Genomic DNA, 18322 nt, shown 5'->3' with positions numbered 1-18322 from the left:
TCCATTCAGTGTTACCTGAACTTCACCCTGGACATGGGTAGATCACCTGGTTTCGGGTCTACGACCACGTACTCATGCGCCCTATTCAGACTCGCTTTCGCTGCGGCTCCGCATCTTCTGCTTAACCTTGCACGGGATCGTAACTCGCCGGTTCATTCTACAAAAGGCACGCCATCACCCGTTAACGGGCTCTGACTACTTGTAGGCACACGGTTTCAGGATCTCTTTCACTCCCCTTCCGGGGTGCTTTTCACCTTTCCCTCACGGTACTGGTTCACTATCGGTCACTAGGGAGTATTTAGCCTTGGGAGATGGTCCTCCCGGATTCCGACGGAATTTCACGTGTTCCGCCGTACTCAGGATCCACTCTGGAGAGAACGAAGTTTTGACTACAGGGCTGTTACCTCCTATGGCGGGCCTTTCCAGACCTCTTCATCTACCTCGTTCCTTTGTAACTCCGTATAGAGTGTCCTACAACCCCAAGAGGCAAGCCTCTTGGTTTGGGCTAATCCCGTTTCGCTCGCCGCTACTCAGGGAATCGCATTTGCTTTCTCTTCCTCCGGGTACTTAGATGTTTCAGTTCCCCGGGTCTGCCTTCTCATATCCTATGAATTCAGATATGGATACCACTCCATTACGAGTGGTGGGTTTCCCCATTCGGAAATCTCCGGATCAAAGCTTGCTTACAGCTCCCCGAAGCATATCGGTGTTCGTCCCGTCCTTCATCGGCTCCTAGTGCCAAGGCATCCACCGTGCGCCCTTTCTAACTTAACCGTTAAAAAGAATCACTATGTGATATCTTGTGTTACTAATTGAATGTGATGTCTACTGTTATCTAGTTTTCAAAGAACACGTTGGTGGAGCCTAGCGGGATCGAACCGCTGACCTCCTGCGTGCAAAGCAGGCGCTCTCCCAGCTGAGCTAAGGCCCCATTTGTATAAGATGGTGGGCCTGAGTGGACTCGAACCACCGACCTCACGCTTATCAGGCGTGCGCTCTAACCAGCTGAGCTACAGGCCCATCTTAACTTATTCAAGGAACAAAGTTCCTTCAAAACTAAACAAGACAGGGAACGTTCTGTTTATAAGACCCAAGGTCTTATATTCCGTAAATATCCTTAGAAAGGAGGTGATCCAGCCGCACCTTCCGATACGGCTACCTTGTTACGACTTCACCCCAATCATCTGTCCCACCTTCGGCGGCTGGCTCCATAAAGGTTACCTCACCGACTTCGGGTGTTACAAACTCTCGTGGTGTGACGGGCGGTGTGTACAAGGCCCGGGAACGTATTCACCGCGGCATGCTGATCCGCGATTACTAGCGATTCCAGCTTCACGCAGTCGAGTTGCAGACTGCGATCCGAACTGAGAACAGATTTGTGGGATTGGCTTAACCTCGCGGTTTCGCTGCCCTTTGTTCTGTCCATTGTAGCACGTGTGTAGCCCAGGTCATAAGGGGCATGATGATTTGACGTCATCCCCACCTTCCTCCGGTTTGTCACCGGCAGTCACCTTAGAGTGCCCAACTGAATGCTGGCAACTAAGATCAAGGGTTGCGCTCGTTGCGGGACTTAACCCAACATCTCACGACACGAGCTGACGACAACCATGCACCACCTGTCACTCTGCCCCCGAAGGGGACGTCCTATCTCTAGGATTGTCAGAGGATGTCAAGACCTGGTAAGGTTCTTCGCGTTGCTTCGAATTAAACCACATGCTCCACCGCTTGTGCGGGCCCCCGTCAATTCCTTTGAGTTTCAGTCTTGCGACCGTACTCCCCAGGCGGAGTGCTTAATGCGTTAGCTGCAGCACTAAGGGGCGGAAACCCCCTAACACTTAGCACTCATCGTTTACGGCGTGGACTACCAGGGTATCTAATCCTGTTCGCTCCCCACGCTTTCGCTCCTCAGCGTCAGTTACAGACCAGAGAGTCGCCTTCGCCACTGGTGTTCCTCCACATCTCTACGCATTTCACCGCTACACGTGGAATTCCACTCTCCTCTTCTGCACTCAAGTTCCCCAGTTTCCAATGACCCTCCCCGGTTGAGCCGGGGGCTTTCACATCAGACTTAAGGAACCGCCTGCGAGCCCTTTACGCCCAATAATTCCGGACAACGCTTGCCACCTACGTATTACCGCGGCTGCTGGCACGTAGTTAGCCGTGGCTTTCTGGTTAGGTACCGTCAAGGTACCGCCCTATTCGAACGGTACTTGTTCTTCCCTAACAACAGAGCTTTACGATCCGAAAACCTTCATCACTCACGCGGCGTTGCTCCGTCAGACTTTCGTCCATTGCGGAAGATTCCCTACTGCTGCCTCCCGTAGGAGTCTGGGCCGTGTCTCAGTCCCAGTGTGGCCGATCACCCTCTCAGGTCGGCTACGCATCGTTGCCTTGGTGAGCCGTTACCTCACCAACTAGCTAATGCGCCGCGGGTCCATCTGTAAGTGGTAGCCGAAGCCACCTTTTATGTTTGAACCATGCGGTTCAAACAAGCATCCGGTATTAGCCCCGGTTTCCCGGAGTTATCCCAGTCTTACAGGCAGGTTACCCACGTGTTACTCACCCGTCCGCCGCTAACATCAGGGAGCAAGCTCCCATCTGTCCGCTCGACTTGCATGTATTAGGCACGCCGCCAGCGTTCGTCCTGAGCCAGGATCAAACTCTCCGATAAAGTAGTTTGACTGACTACGCACATCGCTGTGCGATTTATATTAAAACTTGAATTAACAGGTACGTTTTGTCTTGTTTAGTTTTCAAAGAACTTTGTTGCCGCTCTTTAAGCGACTTTATAATCATAACATTTTACGCCGTTTCCGTCAACAACTTTTTTCGTAATTTCTTTAAAAAGCTTATCCGTCATCAGCGACGTATATTAGAATAACACCCTTACGTCTTAAAGTCAACATATAACATGAATTAAATAATAAAATGCTTAATCACTACTAATGCTGCTATTCCCGGTATGCCCAAGATTCCGCTTATGGCTGTTGTGACAATATTAATCGGCACATGGATGCCGAGGCTGCCTCCGAACATGTTCACACATACCAGCAACAAAGCACCCGCTACACATTTAACAGCAGTTATACCAATCCACTTTAAAGGCTTTGCAGGCGAACCTGATAAAAATAGAAGAACAACTAGTCCTAAAATAATCCCTATAATAAAAATAGGCTCCATGAATCTTCTCATCCCCTTCACTTGTTCTAGTACAAGCTTATGAGAAGATCCAGGAGTTTAGACCACTTACTTCCACCGGCTGATTTTCAAATTCCGCTGTTTCGCTTCCCTCAAGTAAAAAAAATACTTCGCTTCAGCTACCTTCAGCTCGCATAAAACTTCAGCTGATGGTTCAAGGCTTTTTTCAACCAGCTTCTTTTGCCTGTTCCACTCTTCCTTTTGCTTAAAAAGCTGCTCGATTAGTTTTTCATCAAACTCTCTTCTCAATGTTTTCTTGCGAAGAAAACCCATGGATCGCTTTTTCCTCCCTTACAATTCACGTCTTCCTTCAAGTGCCTTAGAAAGAGTGACCTCATCAGCATATTCCAAGTCACCGCCGACGGGCAGTCCGTGGGCAATACGGGAGAGCTTAATACCAGATGGCTTCAAGAGCCTTGATATATACATCGCTGTTGCTTCCCCTTCTATATTAGGGTTTGTTGCGAGAATCACTTCTGTCACTTGATCATCCTGTAATCGTTTTAACAATTCTGGTATTTTTATATCCTCTGGTCCGATGCCGTCCATTGGAGAAATGGCGCCGTGGAGAACATGATACTGGCCGTTGTATTCTTTCATTTTCTCCATAGCAATAACATCCTTAGGGTCTTGCACAACACAAATAATGGACTTATCCCTTCGTGAATCTTCACATATATAACAAGGGTCCTGGTCTGTAATATGCCCGCAAACTGAGCAATATGTCAGATTGCGTTTCGCATTTACCAACGCTTTCGCAAAATCTAATACCACATCTTCTTTCATACCTAGAACAAAAAAAGCCAGACGGACCGCTGTTTTCGGTCCGATCCCTGGCAATTTCATAAAGCTGTCGATCAGCTTTGATATTGGTTCAGGATATTGCATTTTCTTTTATCCCCCTAGAACAAACCTGGCATGTTCATTCCTTTTGTAAATTGACCCATTGTTTCGTTTGTGATCTCGTCAACTTTTTTCAAGGCTTCATTCGTTGCAGCAAGCACTAAGTCCTGGAGCATTTCGATATCTTCCGGGTCAACTACATCTTCTTTAATGATGACATCCAGAATTTCTTTTTGGCCGTTTGCTTTAACTGTTACCATACCGCCGCCTGCAGTTCCTTCAACTACCTGTTCTGCAAGCTCTTCTTGAGCCTTGGCCATATCCTTTTGCATTTTTTGCATTTGTTTCATCATTTTTTGCATATTTCCCATTCCGCCACGCATATTATCCACTCTCTTTCATTTTGTTAGTCTTTTATTTCAATTAAATCCGCTCCGACAAGCTTTTTCGCTTCTGCAATAAGCGGATCTTCTTCAGCCGGCTCATTTGATCCTTCATTTTCCTGCTGATGATCTACTAAAAATTCTTCTCTTATTTTACCCCATTGTGCTTCTGGAACGCCAATCAAATCCATTCTTTTTCCGAGCATAGATTCTAAAATCTGTTCAAGATTAGTCCGGACACCGTTGTTATCCTCGGCGACCATTTTACAATGTATTTCATATTTGAATTTCAGTACAAATGCCGAAGAAGCTGCAGCCACAGGTTCACTGTCATTCAGCAGCGCAGCATGTGATACTTTGTTTTGCTGTTTCAGGTGAGCCAGAAGCTTGCCCCAGCTGCTTCTGAGCTGATCAAGGTCCGTCCTCGTTGCTTCCTTCAAAATTTCATGAATTCTGCCTACCGGCGCTTTGTAATTGGATTTCCCGCCTTTTGGCGCACGCGGCGCTTCTTTTTTCGGACTTTCCGCCGCTGCTTTTACGCCGGTTGTTTTGAGCCGTTCTACTTCTTGCTCAAGCTGCTGGATTTTTTTCATCAGCATATCAACTTCAGGCAGGTCTGCAGCAGCTGGTTGATGAGACGTTTGGCAAATCTTCACCACAGCCACTTCAAAGAAGATGCGGGGATGGTTCGTCCATTTCATTTCCTGATGACTCTTGTTCAGGATATCAATCATTTCATATATCGCCTGGGTCGGAATTTGTTCACTCAATTCACGGAACGTTTCATCGACTTTTACTTTTTCCAGTACACCCTCTAAGCCAGGAGCTGTTTTGAACAGCAGCATGTCCCTGAAATAGAAAATCATATCCTCTATCAGCTTCGCCGGGTCTTTCCCTTGCTGAAGCAGCTCATTCAATGTTTCCAAAGCTTCAGAAACATGTTTTTCATGCAGAGATTGCGCGAGCTTTCCTATATATAATTGAGAAACTGCTCCGGTAATCAGAAGCGCATCATCAACTTTTAGCTCGTCGCCGCTGAATGAGACTGCCTGATCAAGAAGGCTCAAAGCATCCCTCATACCGCCATCTGCAGCACTCGCAATAATGTCGAGCGCCCCTTCTTCAACCTGCAGCTCTTCAGCATCAACTATTTTGTTCATACGTCCGACAATCGCTTGGGATGTAATTCGCTTGAAGTCAAAACGCTGACATCTGGAGATAATGGTTAAAGGAATTTTGTGCGGTTCTGTTGTTGCTAAAATGAAAATACAATGCTCAGGCGGCTCTTCTAATGTTTTTAATAACGCATTAAAGGCGCCGATAGAAAGCATATGCACCTCATCTATGATATATACCTTATATGTGACGGCCGATGGGGCAAACTTCACTTTGTCGCGGATGTCACGAATTTCATCAACACCATTGTTAGAAGCGGCGTCAATTTCTATGACATCGGATATGGACCCGTTTGTTATCCCTTTACAGGCTGCACATTCGTTACATGGCTCATCAACAGGAGCGTGTTCACAGTTGACAGCTTTGGCAAATATTTTGGCCGCACTGGTTTTTCCCGTACCCCTTGGCCCGGAAAACAGATAAGCATGAGAAAATTTCTTTTGCAAAAGGGCATTTTGAAGCGTTTTTGTAATGTGCTCTTGTCCGACCACATCTTCAAAGCGCTGAGGCCTGAATACTCGATATAAAGCTTGGTAACTCACGGGTGCGCCCTCCTCCGTTATTCATCATTCCCATTATACATGAACCGTGTATCGATTCCAAAAGCTCTTTTACATAACAAAAAACTCACCTAATATTAGGTGAGTTTGAAAATTTGATGATTGATTTACCGTGCACCTTCTGTCGATTCGCTACCCTAAGCGTTACTTAAGCAGTTAGCTCGGCCCAGGCAACCCTGCGGCACATGAGAGGTTTCACTTAATGCTGCTTCCTTCCGGACCTGACATGGTTCATGAATTCCCATTGCGCAGGACCCAAACGTCAACACCACTTACTTAAGGCAGACCTTAAAGTAAACGAACCTCGAGAAGGGATTCGGCCCCGCTAGAGCGGATTGCGGGTACAGGGCACCGCTACCTCCCCGCTTAGCACGGCAAAATAAATATCAAATTTTATGTCGCATCTATGACGATGCACACATAAGTATATCCTCTTCCCCTAAAAATTGCAACCTTACTACTCAGACAAGTTTTTCCTAGAAGCTTTCTTCTTTTTTCTCAGATCTCTGAAAAACGCACTGAGCATTCCTCCGCATTCTTCCTCCAGCACACCGCTCACCACTTCAGCCTGATGATTAAAGCGTTCTTCCTGAAGAAGGTTCATTAACGTGCCTGAACAGCCTCCTTTTGGATCAAATGCGCCAAATACTACTTTCTCCACGCGTGAAAGCACGACGGCTCCGGCACACATCGGACAAGGCTCAAGGGTAACGTAAAGTGTTGCGCCTTCCAGTCTCCATGTTCCAAGTGACTTGCACGCTTCATCAATCACAAGCATTTCCGCATGAGCGATAGACCGCTGCTCTGTTTCTCTTAAATTGTGCGCGCGTGCCACGATTTTATCATTCACAACAAGCACGGCCCCGATCGGCACCTCGCCTTTCGCTTCAGCTTTTTTCGCTTCTTTTATTGCTTCTTTCATATAAAGTTCATCTTGATTCATCAGATTAGCTCTCTTTTCAAAGTTTTTTCCTTACCTAAAAAGGCTACATATTAACTATAACTTAAACAGAAAGGAGACTGTCGATGTCTAAAGCAGACACAGCTCTTCTCATTGTAGACATGATCAATAATTTTGAATTTGATATGGGAGAAAGTCTCGCAAACAAAACAGAAAAAATCGTTCCTCACATTTTATCATTAAAAAAGCACGCGAGACAAAATGACTGGCCGATTATATACATTAATGATCATTACGGGCTTTGGCAAGCGGATATCCAAAATATCCAGCAAGAATGTGAAAACGAGAAAAGCAAGGCCATTATTGAAAAGATATCGCCCGAGGATACCGACTATTTTTTAATCAAGCCGAAACACTCCGCTTTTTATGAAACAGCCCTCCATACCCTCCTGACTGAATTACAGGTGAAACGCATTGTCTTAACAGGGATAGCCGGAAATATATGCGTGCTGTTTACTGCTAATGATGCTTACATGAGAGAATACAGCATTACAATACCTAAGGACTGCATTGCTTCTAACAGCGATAAGGACAATGAATTCGCTCTAACCATGATGGAAAATGTTCTTTTCGCAGAAATTACAACTGAAGAACAAATTACAGAAAAACAAACATGATTAGCGCTTTCCTTTCATACATTGTAGCGATATGAAAGGAGGCGTTTTTCATTCAAATTTATGTGGTGAAACAAGGCGACACTCTTTCTGCTATCGCTTCACAATACAGAACAACTGCCAACGAAATCACAGAAACGAATGAAATACCGAATCCCGACAGCCTTGTTGTCGGACAAACCATTGTTATTCCAATAGCTGGCCAGTTTTATGATGTTCAACAAGGTGATACCCTGACATCCATCGCACAGCAATTTAATACAACAGCAGCTGAGCTTGCCAGGGTGAACCGCATCCAGTTAAATACCGTACTGCAGATTGGTTTCCGTTTATACATTCCTCCAGTTCCAAAAAGAGACATTGAATCAAGCGCTTATTTGGAGCCACGCGGAAATCAAGTCAGCGAAAATCTCCAGCAGGCGGCCAGAGAAGCATCGCCCTACTTAACGTACCTTGGCGCATTCAGTTTCCAGGCACAGCGTGATGGAACCTTAGTCGCACCGCCTTTAACGAATTTAAGAAGCATTGCAGAGAATCAAGGCACGACATTGATGATGATTATAACGAACCTAGAAAACCAGGCATTCAGCGATGAGCTCGGCCGGATCCTTTTGAACGACGATACTGTGAAAAGAAGACTTTTGAATGAAATAGTCGAGAATGCCAGAAGATATGGCTTCCGTGCTATTCATTTTGACTTTGAATACTTACGGCCCCAGGATAGAGAGGCATATAATCAATTTCTCCGCGAGGCAAGGGATCTTTTTCATCAAGAAGGCTTAGAAATTTCTACGGCGCTTGCCCCTAAAACAAGCGCAACACAGCAGGGCAGATGGTACGAAGCCCATGATTACAGAGCACATGGCCAAATTGTAGACTTTGTTGTCCTCATGACATATGAATGGGGATACAGCGGCGGACCAGCTCAAGCCGTTTCTCCAATAGGACCTGTTCGGAACGTCATTGAATATGCTTTAACCGAAATGCCCGCCAATAAGATTGTCATGGGACAGAACTTATATGGATATGACTGGACACTGCCATACACAGCAGGAGGAACTCCGGCAAGAGCAATAAGCCCTCAGCAAGCCATTGTCATAGCCGATCAAAACAATGCCGACATCCAGTATGACCAAACTGCCCAAGCCCCCTTCTTCCGCTATACTGATGCAGAAAACAAAAGGCACGAGGTATGGTTTGAAGACGCCCGTTCGATTCAGGCCAAATTCAATCTGATTAAAGAGCTTAATTTAAGAGGGATCAGCTACTGGAAGCTGGGGCTTTCCTTTCCTCAAAACTGGCTGCTGCTTTCTGATCAATTTCAAGTTGTCAAAAAGACGTTCCGTTAATTTGGAAACGTCTTTTTTTCATAAGGGAATCCAAGGGTTGTGATACAATATGAAGGTCAGCAATTGACGGACGTTTTTTAGAAATAAGGAGGATTCCAATGAATACAGCCCCTTTTATCGCAGTTGAAGGTCCTATCGGGGCAGGAAAAACAACGCTCGCGACGATGCTTTCACAAGAGCTTGGATTCCCTATGATCAGTGAGATTGTTGAGGATAACCCATACCTTGATAAGTTTTATGACAACATAGAGGAATGGAGCTTCCAGCTTGAGATGTTTTTTCTTTGTCACAGGTACAAACAGCTTGAGGATACCAGCCATCACTTTTTAAATGAAGGACAGCCTGTGATAGCTGATTATCATATTTATAAAAATGTGATTTTTGCTGAACGAACGCTGTCTGAACAGCAGCTCAACAAATACAGAAAGATTTTTCATCTTCTTACCGATGATCTTCCTAAGCCAAATTTCATCATTTACATAAAGGCAAGTCTGCCCACATTGTTACACCGCATTGAAAAGCGCGGGCGTCCCTTTGAGAAAAAAATTGAAACAAGCTATTTGGAACAGCTGATCGCAGATTATGACATCGCCATCAAGCAGCTGCAGGAAGCAGACCCAGATCTTACGGTGTTAACAATAGATGGCGATTCAGAGGATTTCGTTTTGAATAAGAGCGATTTTGAACGTATTGCCGCCCATGTAAAGGAGCTTATAAAATGAAGGAACATCATATCCCTGAGAATTCAATCATTACAGTAGCAGGAACAGTAGGTGTCGGAAAATCTACTTTAACAAGAGCATTGGCTAAACGGCTTGGCTTTAAAACCTCTCTTGAGGAAGTCGATCATAACCCATACTTAGAAAAATTCTATCATGATTTTGAACGCTGGAGCTTCCATCTGCAAATCTACTTCTTAGCTGAACGATTCAAAGAACAGAAAAATATTTTTGAAGCCGGCGGAGGGTTTGTACAGGATCGTTCCATTTATGAGGATACTGGGATTTTTGCAAAAATGCACGCTGACAAAGGGACGATGTCAAAGATTGATTATAAAACCTATACAAGCCTGTTTGAAGCAATGGTCATGACACCATATTTCCCGCATCCTGATGTCTTGATCTATTTAGAAGGCGATCTGGAAAACATATTAGCCCGGATTGAAGAACGCGGACGTGAAATGGAGCTTCAAACAGATCGGTCTTATTGGGAAGAAATGCACACGCGTTACGAAAACTGGATCAGCGGTTTTAACGCTTGCCCTGTCCTGAAAATCCGTATTGAGGATTATGACTTGAAGAATGATGAAAGTTCTATCGAGAACATTGTTGATCAAATCGCAACTGTCATTCATGAAACGAAAAAAAAGTGAATCTCATGACCTGAGATTCACTTTTTTATGATATTAAAAAATCCGTTGCGAACGATGCAACGGACAAAACAATCTCCAATATATGCTTGAGTTTCATTAGAATTAAAATCAATATGGCGGAGGAAGAGGGATTCGAACCCCCGCGGGCTTTGACACCCCTGTCGGTTTTCAAGACCGATCCCTTCAGCCGGACTTGGGTATTCCTCCGTATCGACAAGACTTACTATATCATGAATGTTTTATGATGGTCAAGCATTTTTAAAAACTTTTTTTGTTTTTATGAAAATGTTTAATTCAAATAGCGAAAAGGCGTGCCTTATCAGGCACACCTTTTCAGCTTTACGCTTTGATGACTTCTCTATTTCCCATATAAGGACGAAGCACTTTTGGTATAATGACGCTTCCGTCTTCCTGCTGATAATTTTCTAAAATAGCGGCAACTGTTCTTCCGACTGCCAGACCTGAGCCGTTCAATGTGTGTACATGCTCTGGTTTGCCTTTCGCTTCACGTCTGAAACGAATGTTCGCGCGTCTGGCTTGGAACGCTTCGAAGTTGCTGCAAGAAGAAATTTCACGATATGTGTCTTGGCTCGGAATCCAAACTTCTATATCGTATTTTTTCGCAGCCGTAAATCCTAAATCTCCCGTACACATACTCATTACACGGTATGGAAGTTCCAACAGCTGGAGCACACGCTCAGCCTGGTTTGTTAGTTTTTCTAACTCATCATAAGAATCTTCCGGCTTTACAAACTTCACAAGCTCCACTTTATTAAACTGGTGCTGACGGATTAATCCGCGTGTATCGCGCCCTGCTGAACCAGCTTCTGAACGGAAACAGGCACTGAATGCCGCATAATTAATCGGCAGGCTGTCACCTGACAGAATTTCATCCCGATGCATATTTGTGATCGGCACTTCAGCAGTCGGAATCAAGAAGTAATCCTCTTCCCTGATCTTAAACGCATCCTCTTCGAACTTTGGAAGCTGTCCTGTTCCCGTCATGCTTGCACGGTTTACCATATAAGGCGGGATAACCTCAGTATAGTTATACTCATCCACATGAAGGTCAAGCATAAAGTTATAAAGCGCACGCTCCAAACGAGCACCTAAGCCTTTATAAAACACGAAGCGGCTTCCTGTTACCTTCGCAGCACGTTCAAAATCAAGAATGCCGAGCTCATCAGCAATATCCCAATGCGGTTTTGGCTCATGTGCAAATGAAGGTGTTTCGCCCCATTTCCGGATTTCTACGTTATCATCTTCCGTTTCACCGACTGGCACTGATTCATGCGGAATATTCGGGATTGAAAGAAGAATGGTCTCAAGCGCAGATTCTACTGTTCTTAATTCTTCATCAAGTTTTTTAATTTCCTCGCCGACTTCACGCATTTCTTTAATGATGTGATCCGCGTCTTTTTTCTCGCGTTTCAAAGCAGCTACCTGCTGGGATACTTCATTCCGTTTTCCTTTTAGTTCTTCTACTTTTCCGATAAGCTCTCTTCTTTTATCATCAAGCTCCTCGAACTTATCAAAATCTGTTAAGTCTTCGCCTTTGTGTACAAGCTTTGCTTTAATTTCTTGAAAATTTGCTCTCAGCATTTTCGTATCAAGCATGCGAAACACTCCTTTTTTCATTAAATTCATTGAATTATCGAAAATAAAAAGAGCCCTCATTCCCATGAAAGGGACGAGAGCTCTCGCGTTGCCACCCTGATTGAAAACAAGCCATAGACTTGTTTTCCGCTTTCACACATAACGGTTATCCCGTAAATGCCTACTTCATTCAGCATTTCGCTCAAGGATGGATTCAGACAGCATCTTTCACCGATTCGCACCAACCATCGGCTCTCTTAGAAAGAGAGACTTCCTACTAGTTCCTATCAACGCTTTTCGATCTTTATTTGTGTTTATAATGTACTATAAGTTTCCACAGCTTTCAACTGTTTTATACAAGGGCTTTCTGCTTGTATTCCTCTACCATTTGAACGAACAGCTTTGTCACTCGATGATCCTCTGTCAGCTCCGGATGGAACGAACAGCCTAAGAAATTACCCTGTTTAGCCGCAACAATGCGTCCGTTATGCTCAGAAAGCACTTCAACATTTTCACCGGCTTCCAAGATATGCGGCGCACGGATGAATACACCAGTGAAAGGTTCGTCCAGCCCTTTAATTGTTAAATCAGCTTCAAAGCTGTCAACCTGCCGGCCAAACGAATTCCGTTCAACAACTACATTCAGCAAACCTAAATGAGCGTTATCTGAACCGGCAATTTCCTTTGCTAAAATAATTAAACCGGCACATGTCCCAAACATCGGTTTTCCCTGAGCAGCAAACTCACGCAATGGCTCCATGAATTGATACGTATCAATTAAACGGCGCATTGTCGTGCTTTCTCCGCCCGGCAAAATTAAACCATCAATTTCGTTTAGCTGCTCTGGGCGTTTAATAACAAGTCCAGCTGCACCGCATGCTTCAATTGCATGGATATGCTCTCTTACTGCTCCTTGCAGTCCTAGTACACCTATTGTTAACATGTCGCAGCTCTCCTATATTCTTACCAGCCGCGTTCTTGCATACGCTGTTCTGGAAGTAAATTTGAGATTTCGATCCCTTTCATTGCAGTTCCAAGCTCTTTTGAAAGCTCTGCAATCAATTTATAATCAGTGAAGTGAGTTGTTGCTTCCACAATTGCTTTTGCAAATTTTGCAGGATTGTCTGATTTGAAGATACCAGAACCAACAAATACACCGTCAGCGCCAAGCTGCATCATAAGTGCCGCATCAGCAGGAGTCGCTACGCCGCCAGCCGCAAAGTTAACGACAGGAAGTTTACCGTCTCTTTTAATTTGTTGAAGCAGCTCATAAGGCGCTCCCAAATTTTTCGCTTCAGTCATCAGCTCATCATCGCTCATTGCAACTACTTTGCGTACTTGAGCGTTTACCTTGCGCATATGGCGAACAGCTTCAACGATATTACCAGTTCCAGGCTCACCTTTTGTACGAAGCATAGAAGCGCCTTCAGCAATACGGCGTGTTGCTTCGCCGAGGTCACGGCAGCCGCACACGAAAGGAACTGTATATTCATTTTTATTCAAATGAAATTCTTCGTCAGCCGGAGTCAGAACTTCACTTTCATCAATATAGTCAACACCCATAGCCTCAAGCACACGCGCTTCAACAATATGTCCGATACGCGCTTTTGCCATTACAGGGATGGATACAGCATTCATTACTTCTTCCACGATTGTAGGGTCTGCCATACGGGCAACTCCTCCAGCCGCACGAATATCAGCTGGTACACGTTCTAGCGCCATTACAGCGACAGCTCCAGCCTCTTCAGCAATTTTCGCTTGTTCCGCATTGATGACGTCCATGATGACGCCACCTTTTTGCATTTCTGCCATTCCGCGTTTTACACGTTCAGTACCTGTTTGAGCCATTTCTTGGTCCCCCTAATCAAGGTATAGTATATGATTTCTATTACTTATTGTATCCTAGAAATCCAATAATTCATATGGATATAACTTATTTTATTCGGTTTTTAGGGCTTTGAAAATCATTTTTTATTAAAAATTGGGTTTTTTCAGTATATTAAGCGAAAGAGCCCTAACATCAATCAGAGCTCTTTCCATTCATTAAAACCAGCCAGTTACTGTATCAACAATGCTTCCCCAGATACCAGCGAAAAATCCGCCGATGCTGCGCATTGTTAAAACAAACCAGTTTGCTTTATCTACATTTTCTTTCGTCACAAGGTCTACACCTGCCAGGCTGCTGTTAAGGAACCCATAGTCCTTTTCATCACCTGTATATTCCGCAGTCAGTTTCCCAACCTTCGTCCCTTTTTTCACAGGGGCAGTCAAAGTGTCTTTGTTTAAAGTGACTTTTGCTTTGTAATTCTTTTCTTCACCATTTTTGACAGGAAGAGAAAATGCCTTGCTTGTGACAATGCCTACTTCTTTCTCTTTACCTTTATCTACAGAAATGGTTTTATGGCCTTTTACCTGATCGCCTTCAGCATAAATTTCTTTCATAGAGAAATTGTTGAAAGCATAATCAAACATTTTTTTCGTTTCATCGAAACGGCCAGTGTGAATGTTGCCTTTTGCGTTTAACACCACAGTGATGACACGCATTCCGTTTCTTTCAGCAGTTCCTGTGAAACATGAACCCGCAGAGTCAGTAGAACCTGTTTTCAGTCCATCTACAGTTGCACCTTTGTACTCGCTGACTAGACCCTTCAGCATAAAGTTCCAGTTCGGCATGTCCATTTCATCATCTGTGCCTTTTCTGAACTTCATTTTTGAGATGCTGGAAGTTTCTAAAATCTCAGGGTAGTCAGTAATCAGGTGATCTGCAAGAATAGCCATATCCTTAGCAGAAACTTCACTTTCTTCATCTACGCTTGTCCCTTCAGGCTGCTTGCCGTGAAGATCTTTGTTTTCAAGACCTGTTGCATTAACAAATTTGTAATTTGTTAATCCCAGTTCTTTTGCTTTTGCATTCATTTTTTCAACGAACTTTGTTTCAGAGCCTGCAATAACTTCTGCAATGGCAATCGCAGCCGCATTTGCAGAATAGATTGCTGTCGCTTGATAAAGTTCTTTTACTGTGTATTTTCCGTCTTTTCGAAGAGGAACGTTTGATAAACTGTTATCTTGGGAAATCTCATACACATAGTCATCAGGCGTATAGGTTTGATCCCATTTTACTTTGCCTTCATCAATTGCTTCTAATAACAGATACTCTGTCATCATCTTTGTCATACTTGCAATTGGCAGTCTTTTCTCTGCATTTTTGCTGTAAAGAATTTTACCTGAAGAAGCTTCGATCATAATGGCAGCTGATGCGTTGATATCAATTGGATCGCTGGCAGCCTTTGCTTTTGACATTGGAGTCAGGCAAGTTACAGCCAGTGTTAAAACAACCAATGACATCAATAGCTGTTTACATTTCTTGATGTTCAATCGTACGACCTCCGTATTTCATTTTTCTTCATCTATAATTAAGCCGTTAAGGACATTTTCAATGCACAACAGTATAAATTTTATCATAATCGGTTTAAAAAAAATAGACAGAGTCAGAGACCCTGTCAAATGTTTTTAATTTGTAACAATTTATTTATGAAATTGTATAGTTCGGTGATTCTTTTGTAATCTGTACATCATGCGGATGACTTTCACGAAGGCCTGCACCAGTCATACGAATGAACTGAGCTTCTTCTCTTAAAGCGCGAAGATCTTTAGATCCGCAATATCCCATACCAGAACGAAGACCGCCGACTAGCTGATAAACTGTTTCTTCAACTGGCCCCTTGTAAGGTGTGCGTCCTTCAATGCCTTCTGGAACGAATTTTTTATTTTCTTCTTGGAAGTAACGGTCTTTACTTCCTTTTTCCATTGCAGCCACAGATCCCATACCGCGGTATACTTTGAATCTTCTGCCTTGGTAGATTTCAGTTTCACCAGGGCTTTCTGACGTACCTGCCAGTAAGCTTCCAAGCATAACAGCATGTCCGCCGGCTGCCAATGCTTTTGCAATATCGCCAGAGAATTTAATTCCGCCGTCTGCGATAATTGTTTTGCCATGTTTTCTTGCTTCAGTCGCACAGTCATAAATCGCTGTGATTTGAGGTACACCAACACCTGCTACCACACGAGTAGTACAAATTGAACCAGGTCCGATTCCTACTTTGACAACATCAGCACCAGCTTCGAAGAGTGCTTTTGTCGCTTCAGCTGTTGCTACGTTTCCAGCGATAATATTTAATTCAGGATACGTTTCACGGATCTTTGTCACTGTGTTTAACACGCCTTGAGAATGCCCGTGTGCTGTATCGATAACAATGACATCCACATTGGCTTCTACAAGCTTTTTCACGCGTGTCATCGTGTCGCCAGTTACACCAACTGCCGCGCCAACGATCAAACGGCCGTGAATGTCTTTAGATGAGTTAGGGAACTCGATAACTTTTTCAATGTCTTTAATCGTGATAAGACCTTTTAATTTATTTTGATCATCAACGAGTGGAAGCTTTTCAATTTTATGTTTCTGCAAAATCTTTTCAGCTTCGTCTAAAGTCGTTCCAACCGGTGCAGTGACAAGTTCTTCTTTTGTCATAACATCGCTGATTTTCATTGAGTAATCAGAAATAAAACGAAGGTCGCGGTTAGTGATAATACCGACAAGCTTTTGGTCTTCTTTGTTATCTACAATCGGAACACCGGAAATTCTGTATTTCCCCATCAAATGCTCCGCATCAAAAACTTGGTGATCAGGAGTTAAAAAGAAGGGATTTGTAATAACGCCTCGTTCAGAGCGTTTTACTTTATCAACTTGTTCAGCCTGCTGCTCGATCGACATATTTTTATGAATGATGCCCAAGCCGCCCTGTCTAGCCATTGCAATCGCCATTGCTGATTCTGTTACAGTGTCCATACCTGCGCTGATGACAGGAATATTCAGCTTTAACGTCTTTGTAAGTTCAACAGATAAATCCACATCACGCGGAAGTACCTCTGACTTAGCTGGTACAAGCAGCACATCATCGAACGTTAAGCCTTCTTTTGAAAATTTACTTTCCCACATTAGTAAATCCCCCTCTTTTCGGCAAAATATTATATGTAGATTATCAACAAGCCAAGAGCATGTCAAGGAACCGAAAAAGAGTTGAAATATTTAGATAACGGAAAGGAATTAGAAATACATATGACATATCATGATTGGAAAGACTTAGCGCTATTTTACTCCGTAGAATCAACCCAGAAATTTCTAGAAAAAGTCTATGTCTTAAATGGTGCAGATGAGGCGAAACAGAACTCTTTTAAAAACAGCGAGCGATTTATTTTCTTCTTGAAGCATGCTGAATCATTTTATAAGCAAGCCTCTTGCTCGCCTTTAGAAATCAAACCGATTCTTTTATTCTACGGGATGTCACAGCTGATCAAAGCATGTCTCATCACACAGGATCCTCACTACCCAAGCCATACATCAGTTCTCGCACATGGCGTCACAGCGCGTAAAAGAAAGAAGCAAAATTATTGTTTTAGCGATGATGAAGTGAAAATACAACGCAACGGTTTATGTATGCACTTCATGAAACACTTATTTGGTCAATCAGGTATAGAAGATGAACGGTATACTATGAAAAAGTTATTAGCCGCTATACCAGAATTAAGTGATATTTTTCAATTTCAGAAAAAGGAACGTTTTATTATAAAGGTTGAGAAGGAAAAGGACATGGTTTCTATACCAGAGGATATCGTGATTCATTATAAGATGTCTGATTCACGATTTATTGAATATATGTCTCACCATTTTAAATGGACCTTTTTGAAAAAAGATAAAGATAACCTGCTGTTCCACCTTTCGCGGCAAGACATAAATCCATGGACGTCAATCAGCCTATTATTTGATTTGGACAAAAGACAATATTATATTCCTTCTAAACGAGATCAGTTTCTTAAACTTCCGGAAATAACAATCCATTATTTAATTTTGTACAACATAGGAATGATTGCGAGGTATGAGACAGAATGGTGGTATGAGCTGTTAACGCAGCATGTCAGTGATGATTACGTGTTAATTCAGCAGTTTTTAATGGTAACGGAAAACAAATTTCCCAAATACGTTTTGAAATTCCTGCAACAATATATATAAACAAAAAACCCAGCTCAATGAGCTGGGTTTTACCCTTGCTTGGCGGCGTCCTACTCTCACAGGGGGAAACCCCCGACTACCATCGGCGCTGAAGAGCTTAACTTCCGTGTTCGGCATGGGAACGGGTGTGACCTCTTCGCTATCGCCACCAAACAATTGAGAGTGTTCTCTCAAAACTAGATAACAGGTGTGACATCATTAGA

The 18322-nt window shown here is 43.5% G+C and carries 16 protein-coding genes, 3 tRNA genes, 3 rRNA genes, 1 other RNA gene and 1 other annotated feature (1 of these 24 cut by a window edge); of the genes, 5 read left to right on the top strand and 18 right to left on the bottom strand.

From position 1 onward, the window contains the following. The 11 genes from NYE43_RS00170 to tadA form a co-directional block, all read right to left on the bottom strand. Window positions 1-774: ribosomal RNA gene (locus tag NYE43_RS00170) — 23S ribosomal RNA — on the bottom strand (it extends 2154 nt beyond the left edge of the window). An 81-nt stretch (window positions 775-855) separates the two neighbouring features. After that, a tRNA-Ala gene (locus NYE43_RS00165) sits at window positions 856-931 on the bottom strand. Window positions 932-943: 12 nt separating this feature from the next. Further along, window positions 944-1020 (bottom strand) — tRNA-Ile (locus NYE43_RS00160). A gap of 101 nt (window positions 1021-1121) precedes the next feature. Continuing rightward, window positions 1122-2671: ribosomal RNA gene (locus NYE43_RS00155) — 16S ribosomal RNA — on the bottom strand. Together the 16S and 23S rRNA genes with 2 tRNA genes alongside form the textbook arrangement of a ribosomal RNA operon. A gap of 245 nt (window positions 2672-2916) precedes the next feature. After that, complete coding sequence (bofA, locus tag NYE43_RS00150; RefSeq protein ID WP_024123600.1) at window positions 2917-3180, bottom strand: sigma-K factor-processing regulator BofA; 264 nt, start codon at window positions 3178-3180, stop codon at window positions 2917-2919. Window positions 3181-3246: 66 nt separating this feature from the next. Continuing rightward, window positions 3247-3471, bottom strand: a complete 225-nt coding sequence (locus NYE43_RS00145; RefSeq protein WP_024123599.1) for a YaaL family protein — start codon at window positions 3469-3471, stop codon at window positions 3247-3249. An 18-nt stretch (window positions 3472-3489) separates the two neighbouring features. Then, complete coding sequence (gene recR / locus NYE43_RS00140) at window positions 3490-4086, bottom strand: recombination protein RecR (RefSeq protein WP_024123598.1); 597 nt, start codon at window positions 4084-4086, stop codon at window positions 3490-3492. Between the two features lie 14 nt (window positions 4087-4100). Further along, on the bottom strand, window positions 4101-4424 hold the full coding sequence (locus NYE43_RS00135) for a YbaB/EbfC family nucleoid-associated protein (RefSeq protein ID WP_014112282.1): 324 nt from the start codon (window positions 4422-4424) through the stop codon (window positions 4101-4103). Window positions 4425-4447: 23 nt separating this feature from the next. After that, the gene (gene dnaX, locus NYE43_RS00130; RefSeq protein ID WP_024123597.1) at window positions 4448-6142 is read right to left on the bottom strand and encodes a DNA polymerase III subunit gamma/tau; all 1695 of its coding nucleotides are present in this window, start codon (window positions 6140-6142) and stop codon (window positions 4448-4450) included. A gap of 128 nt (window positions 6143-6270) precedes the next feature. Beyond that, an RNA gene (ffs, locus tag NYE43_RS00125) (signal recognition particle sRNA large type) lies at window positions 6271-6535 on the bottom strand. Between the two features lie 82 nt (window positions 6536-6617). Then, window positions 6618-7103 carry a tRNA adenosine(34) deaminase TadA gene (gene tadA / locus NYE43_RS00120; protein WP_024123596.1) on the bottom strand — a complete coding sequence of 162 codons (486 nt, stop codon included), beginning with the start codon at window positions 7101-7103 and terminating at the stop codon, window positions 6618-6620. A gap of 83 nt (window positions 7104-7186) precedes the next feature. On the opposite strand from tadA, the gene NYE43_RS00115 reads away from it, so the two are divergent. The 4 genes from NYE43_RS00115 (at window position 7187) to dck (ending at window position 10456) form a co-directional block, all read left to right on the top strand. Further along, a complete protein-coding gene (locus NYE43_RS00115) occupies window positions 7187-7738 on the top strand; it encodes an isochorismatase family cysteine hydrolase (RefSeq protein WP_024123595.1) in 552 nt (183 codons plus the stop codon). Window positions 7739-7800: 62 nt separating this feature from the next. After that, window positions 7801-9084 (top strand): glycosyl hydrolase family 18 protein, encoded by a 1284-nt coding sequence (locus tag NYE43_RS00110; protein WP_103672612.1) that lies wholly within the window; start codon window positions 7801-7803, stop codon window positions 9082-9084. Window positions 9085-9182: 98 nt separating this feature from the next. After that, window positions 9183-9806 (top strand): deoxyguanosine kinase, encoded by a 624-nt coding sequence (gene dgk / locus NYE43_RS00105; RefSeq protein ID WP_044153628.1) that lies wholly within the window; start codon window positions 9183-9185, stop codon window positions 9804-9806. After that, window positions 9803-10456: a deoxyadenosine/deoxycytidine kinase gene (dck, locus tag NYE43_RS00100; RefSeq protein ID WP_024123592.1), complete on the top strand. Its 654-nt coding sequence runs from the start codon at window positions 9803-9805 to the stop codon at window positions 10454-10456. Before dgk ends, dck begins: the two co-directional genes overlap by 4 nt. 114 nt (window positions 10457-10570) lie before the next feature. Here dck and NYE43_RS00095 read toward each other — a convergent pair. The 6 genes from NYE43_RS00095 to guaB form a co-directional block, all read right to left on the bottom strand. Further along, window positions 10571-10663: transfer RNA gene (locus tag NYE43_RS00095), tRNA-Ser, on the bottom strand. Between the two features lie 132 nt (window positions 10664-10795). Beyond that, window positions 10796-12073 (bottom strand): serine--tRNA ligase, encoded by a 1278-nt coding sequence (gene serS / locus NYE43_RS00090; RefSeq protein WP_024123591.1) that lies wholly within the window; start codon window positions 12071-12073, stop codon window positions 10796-10798. Between the two features lie 66 nt (window positions 12074-12139). Beyond that, window positions 12140-12352 (bottom strand) — a binding site (T-box leader). A gap of 52 nt (window positions 12353-12404) precedes the next feature. Then, entirely contained in the window at window positions 12405-12995 is a 591-nt protein-coding gene (gene pdxT / locus NYE43_RS00085) for a pyridoxal 5'-phosphate synthase glutaminase subunit PdxT (protein ID WP_024123590.1), read from the bottom strand. Window positions 12996-13015: 20 nt separating this feature from the next. Continuing rightward, window positions 13016-13900 carry a pyridoxal 5'-phosphate synthase lyase subunit PdxS gene (pdxS, locus tag NYE43_RS00080; protein ID WP_024123589.1) on the bottom strand — a complete coding sequence of 295 codons (885 nt, stop codon included), beginning with the start codon at window positions 13898-13900 and terminating at the stop codon, window positions 13016-13018. 195 nt (window positions 13901-14095) lie between these two features. Continuing rightward, window positions 14096-15427 (bottom strand): D-alanyl-D-alanine carboxypeptidase, encoded by a 1332-nt coding sequence (dacA, locus tag NYE43_RS00075; RefSeq protein WP_024123588.1) that lies wholly within the window; start codon window positions 15425-15427, stop codon window positions 14096-14098. 154 nt (window positions 15428-15581) lie between these two features. Next, a complete protein-coding gene (guaB, locus tag NYE43_RS00070; protein WP_024123587.1) occupies window positions 15582-17048 on the bottom strand; it encodes an IMP dehydrogenase in 1467 nt (488 codons plus the stop codon). A 120-nt stretch (window positions 17049-17168) separates the two neighbouring features. On the opposite strand from guaB, the gene NYE43_RS00065 reads away from it, so the two are divergent. Beyond that, window positions 17169-18119 (top strand): YaaC family protein, encoded by a 951-nt coding sequence (locus NYE43_RS00065; RefSeq protein ID WP_116429902.1) that lies wholly within the window; start codon window positions 17169-17171, stop codon window positions 18117-18119. A 37-nt stretch (window positions 18120-18156) separates the two neighbouring features. Here NYE43_RS00065 and rrf read toward each other — a convergent pair. Further along, window positions 18157-18272, bottom strand: a 5S ribosomal RNA gene (gene rrf, locus NYE43_RS00060). Between the last annotated feature and the right edge of the window lie 50 nt (window positions 18273-18322).

Origin of the sequence: Bacillus sp. FSL R5-0434 (assembly GCF_038004745.1) — a bacterium.
GTDB lineage: Bacteria > Bacillota > Bacilli > Bacillales > Bacillaceae > Bacillus > Bacillus halotolerans.
The sequence above is the reverse complement of the archived record's forward strand: the minus strand, read 5'-3'. Positions and strand labels throughout refer to the sequence as shown.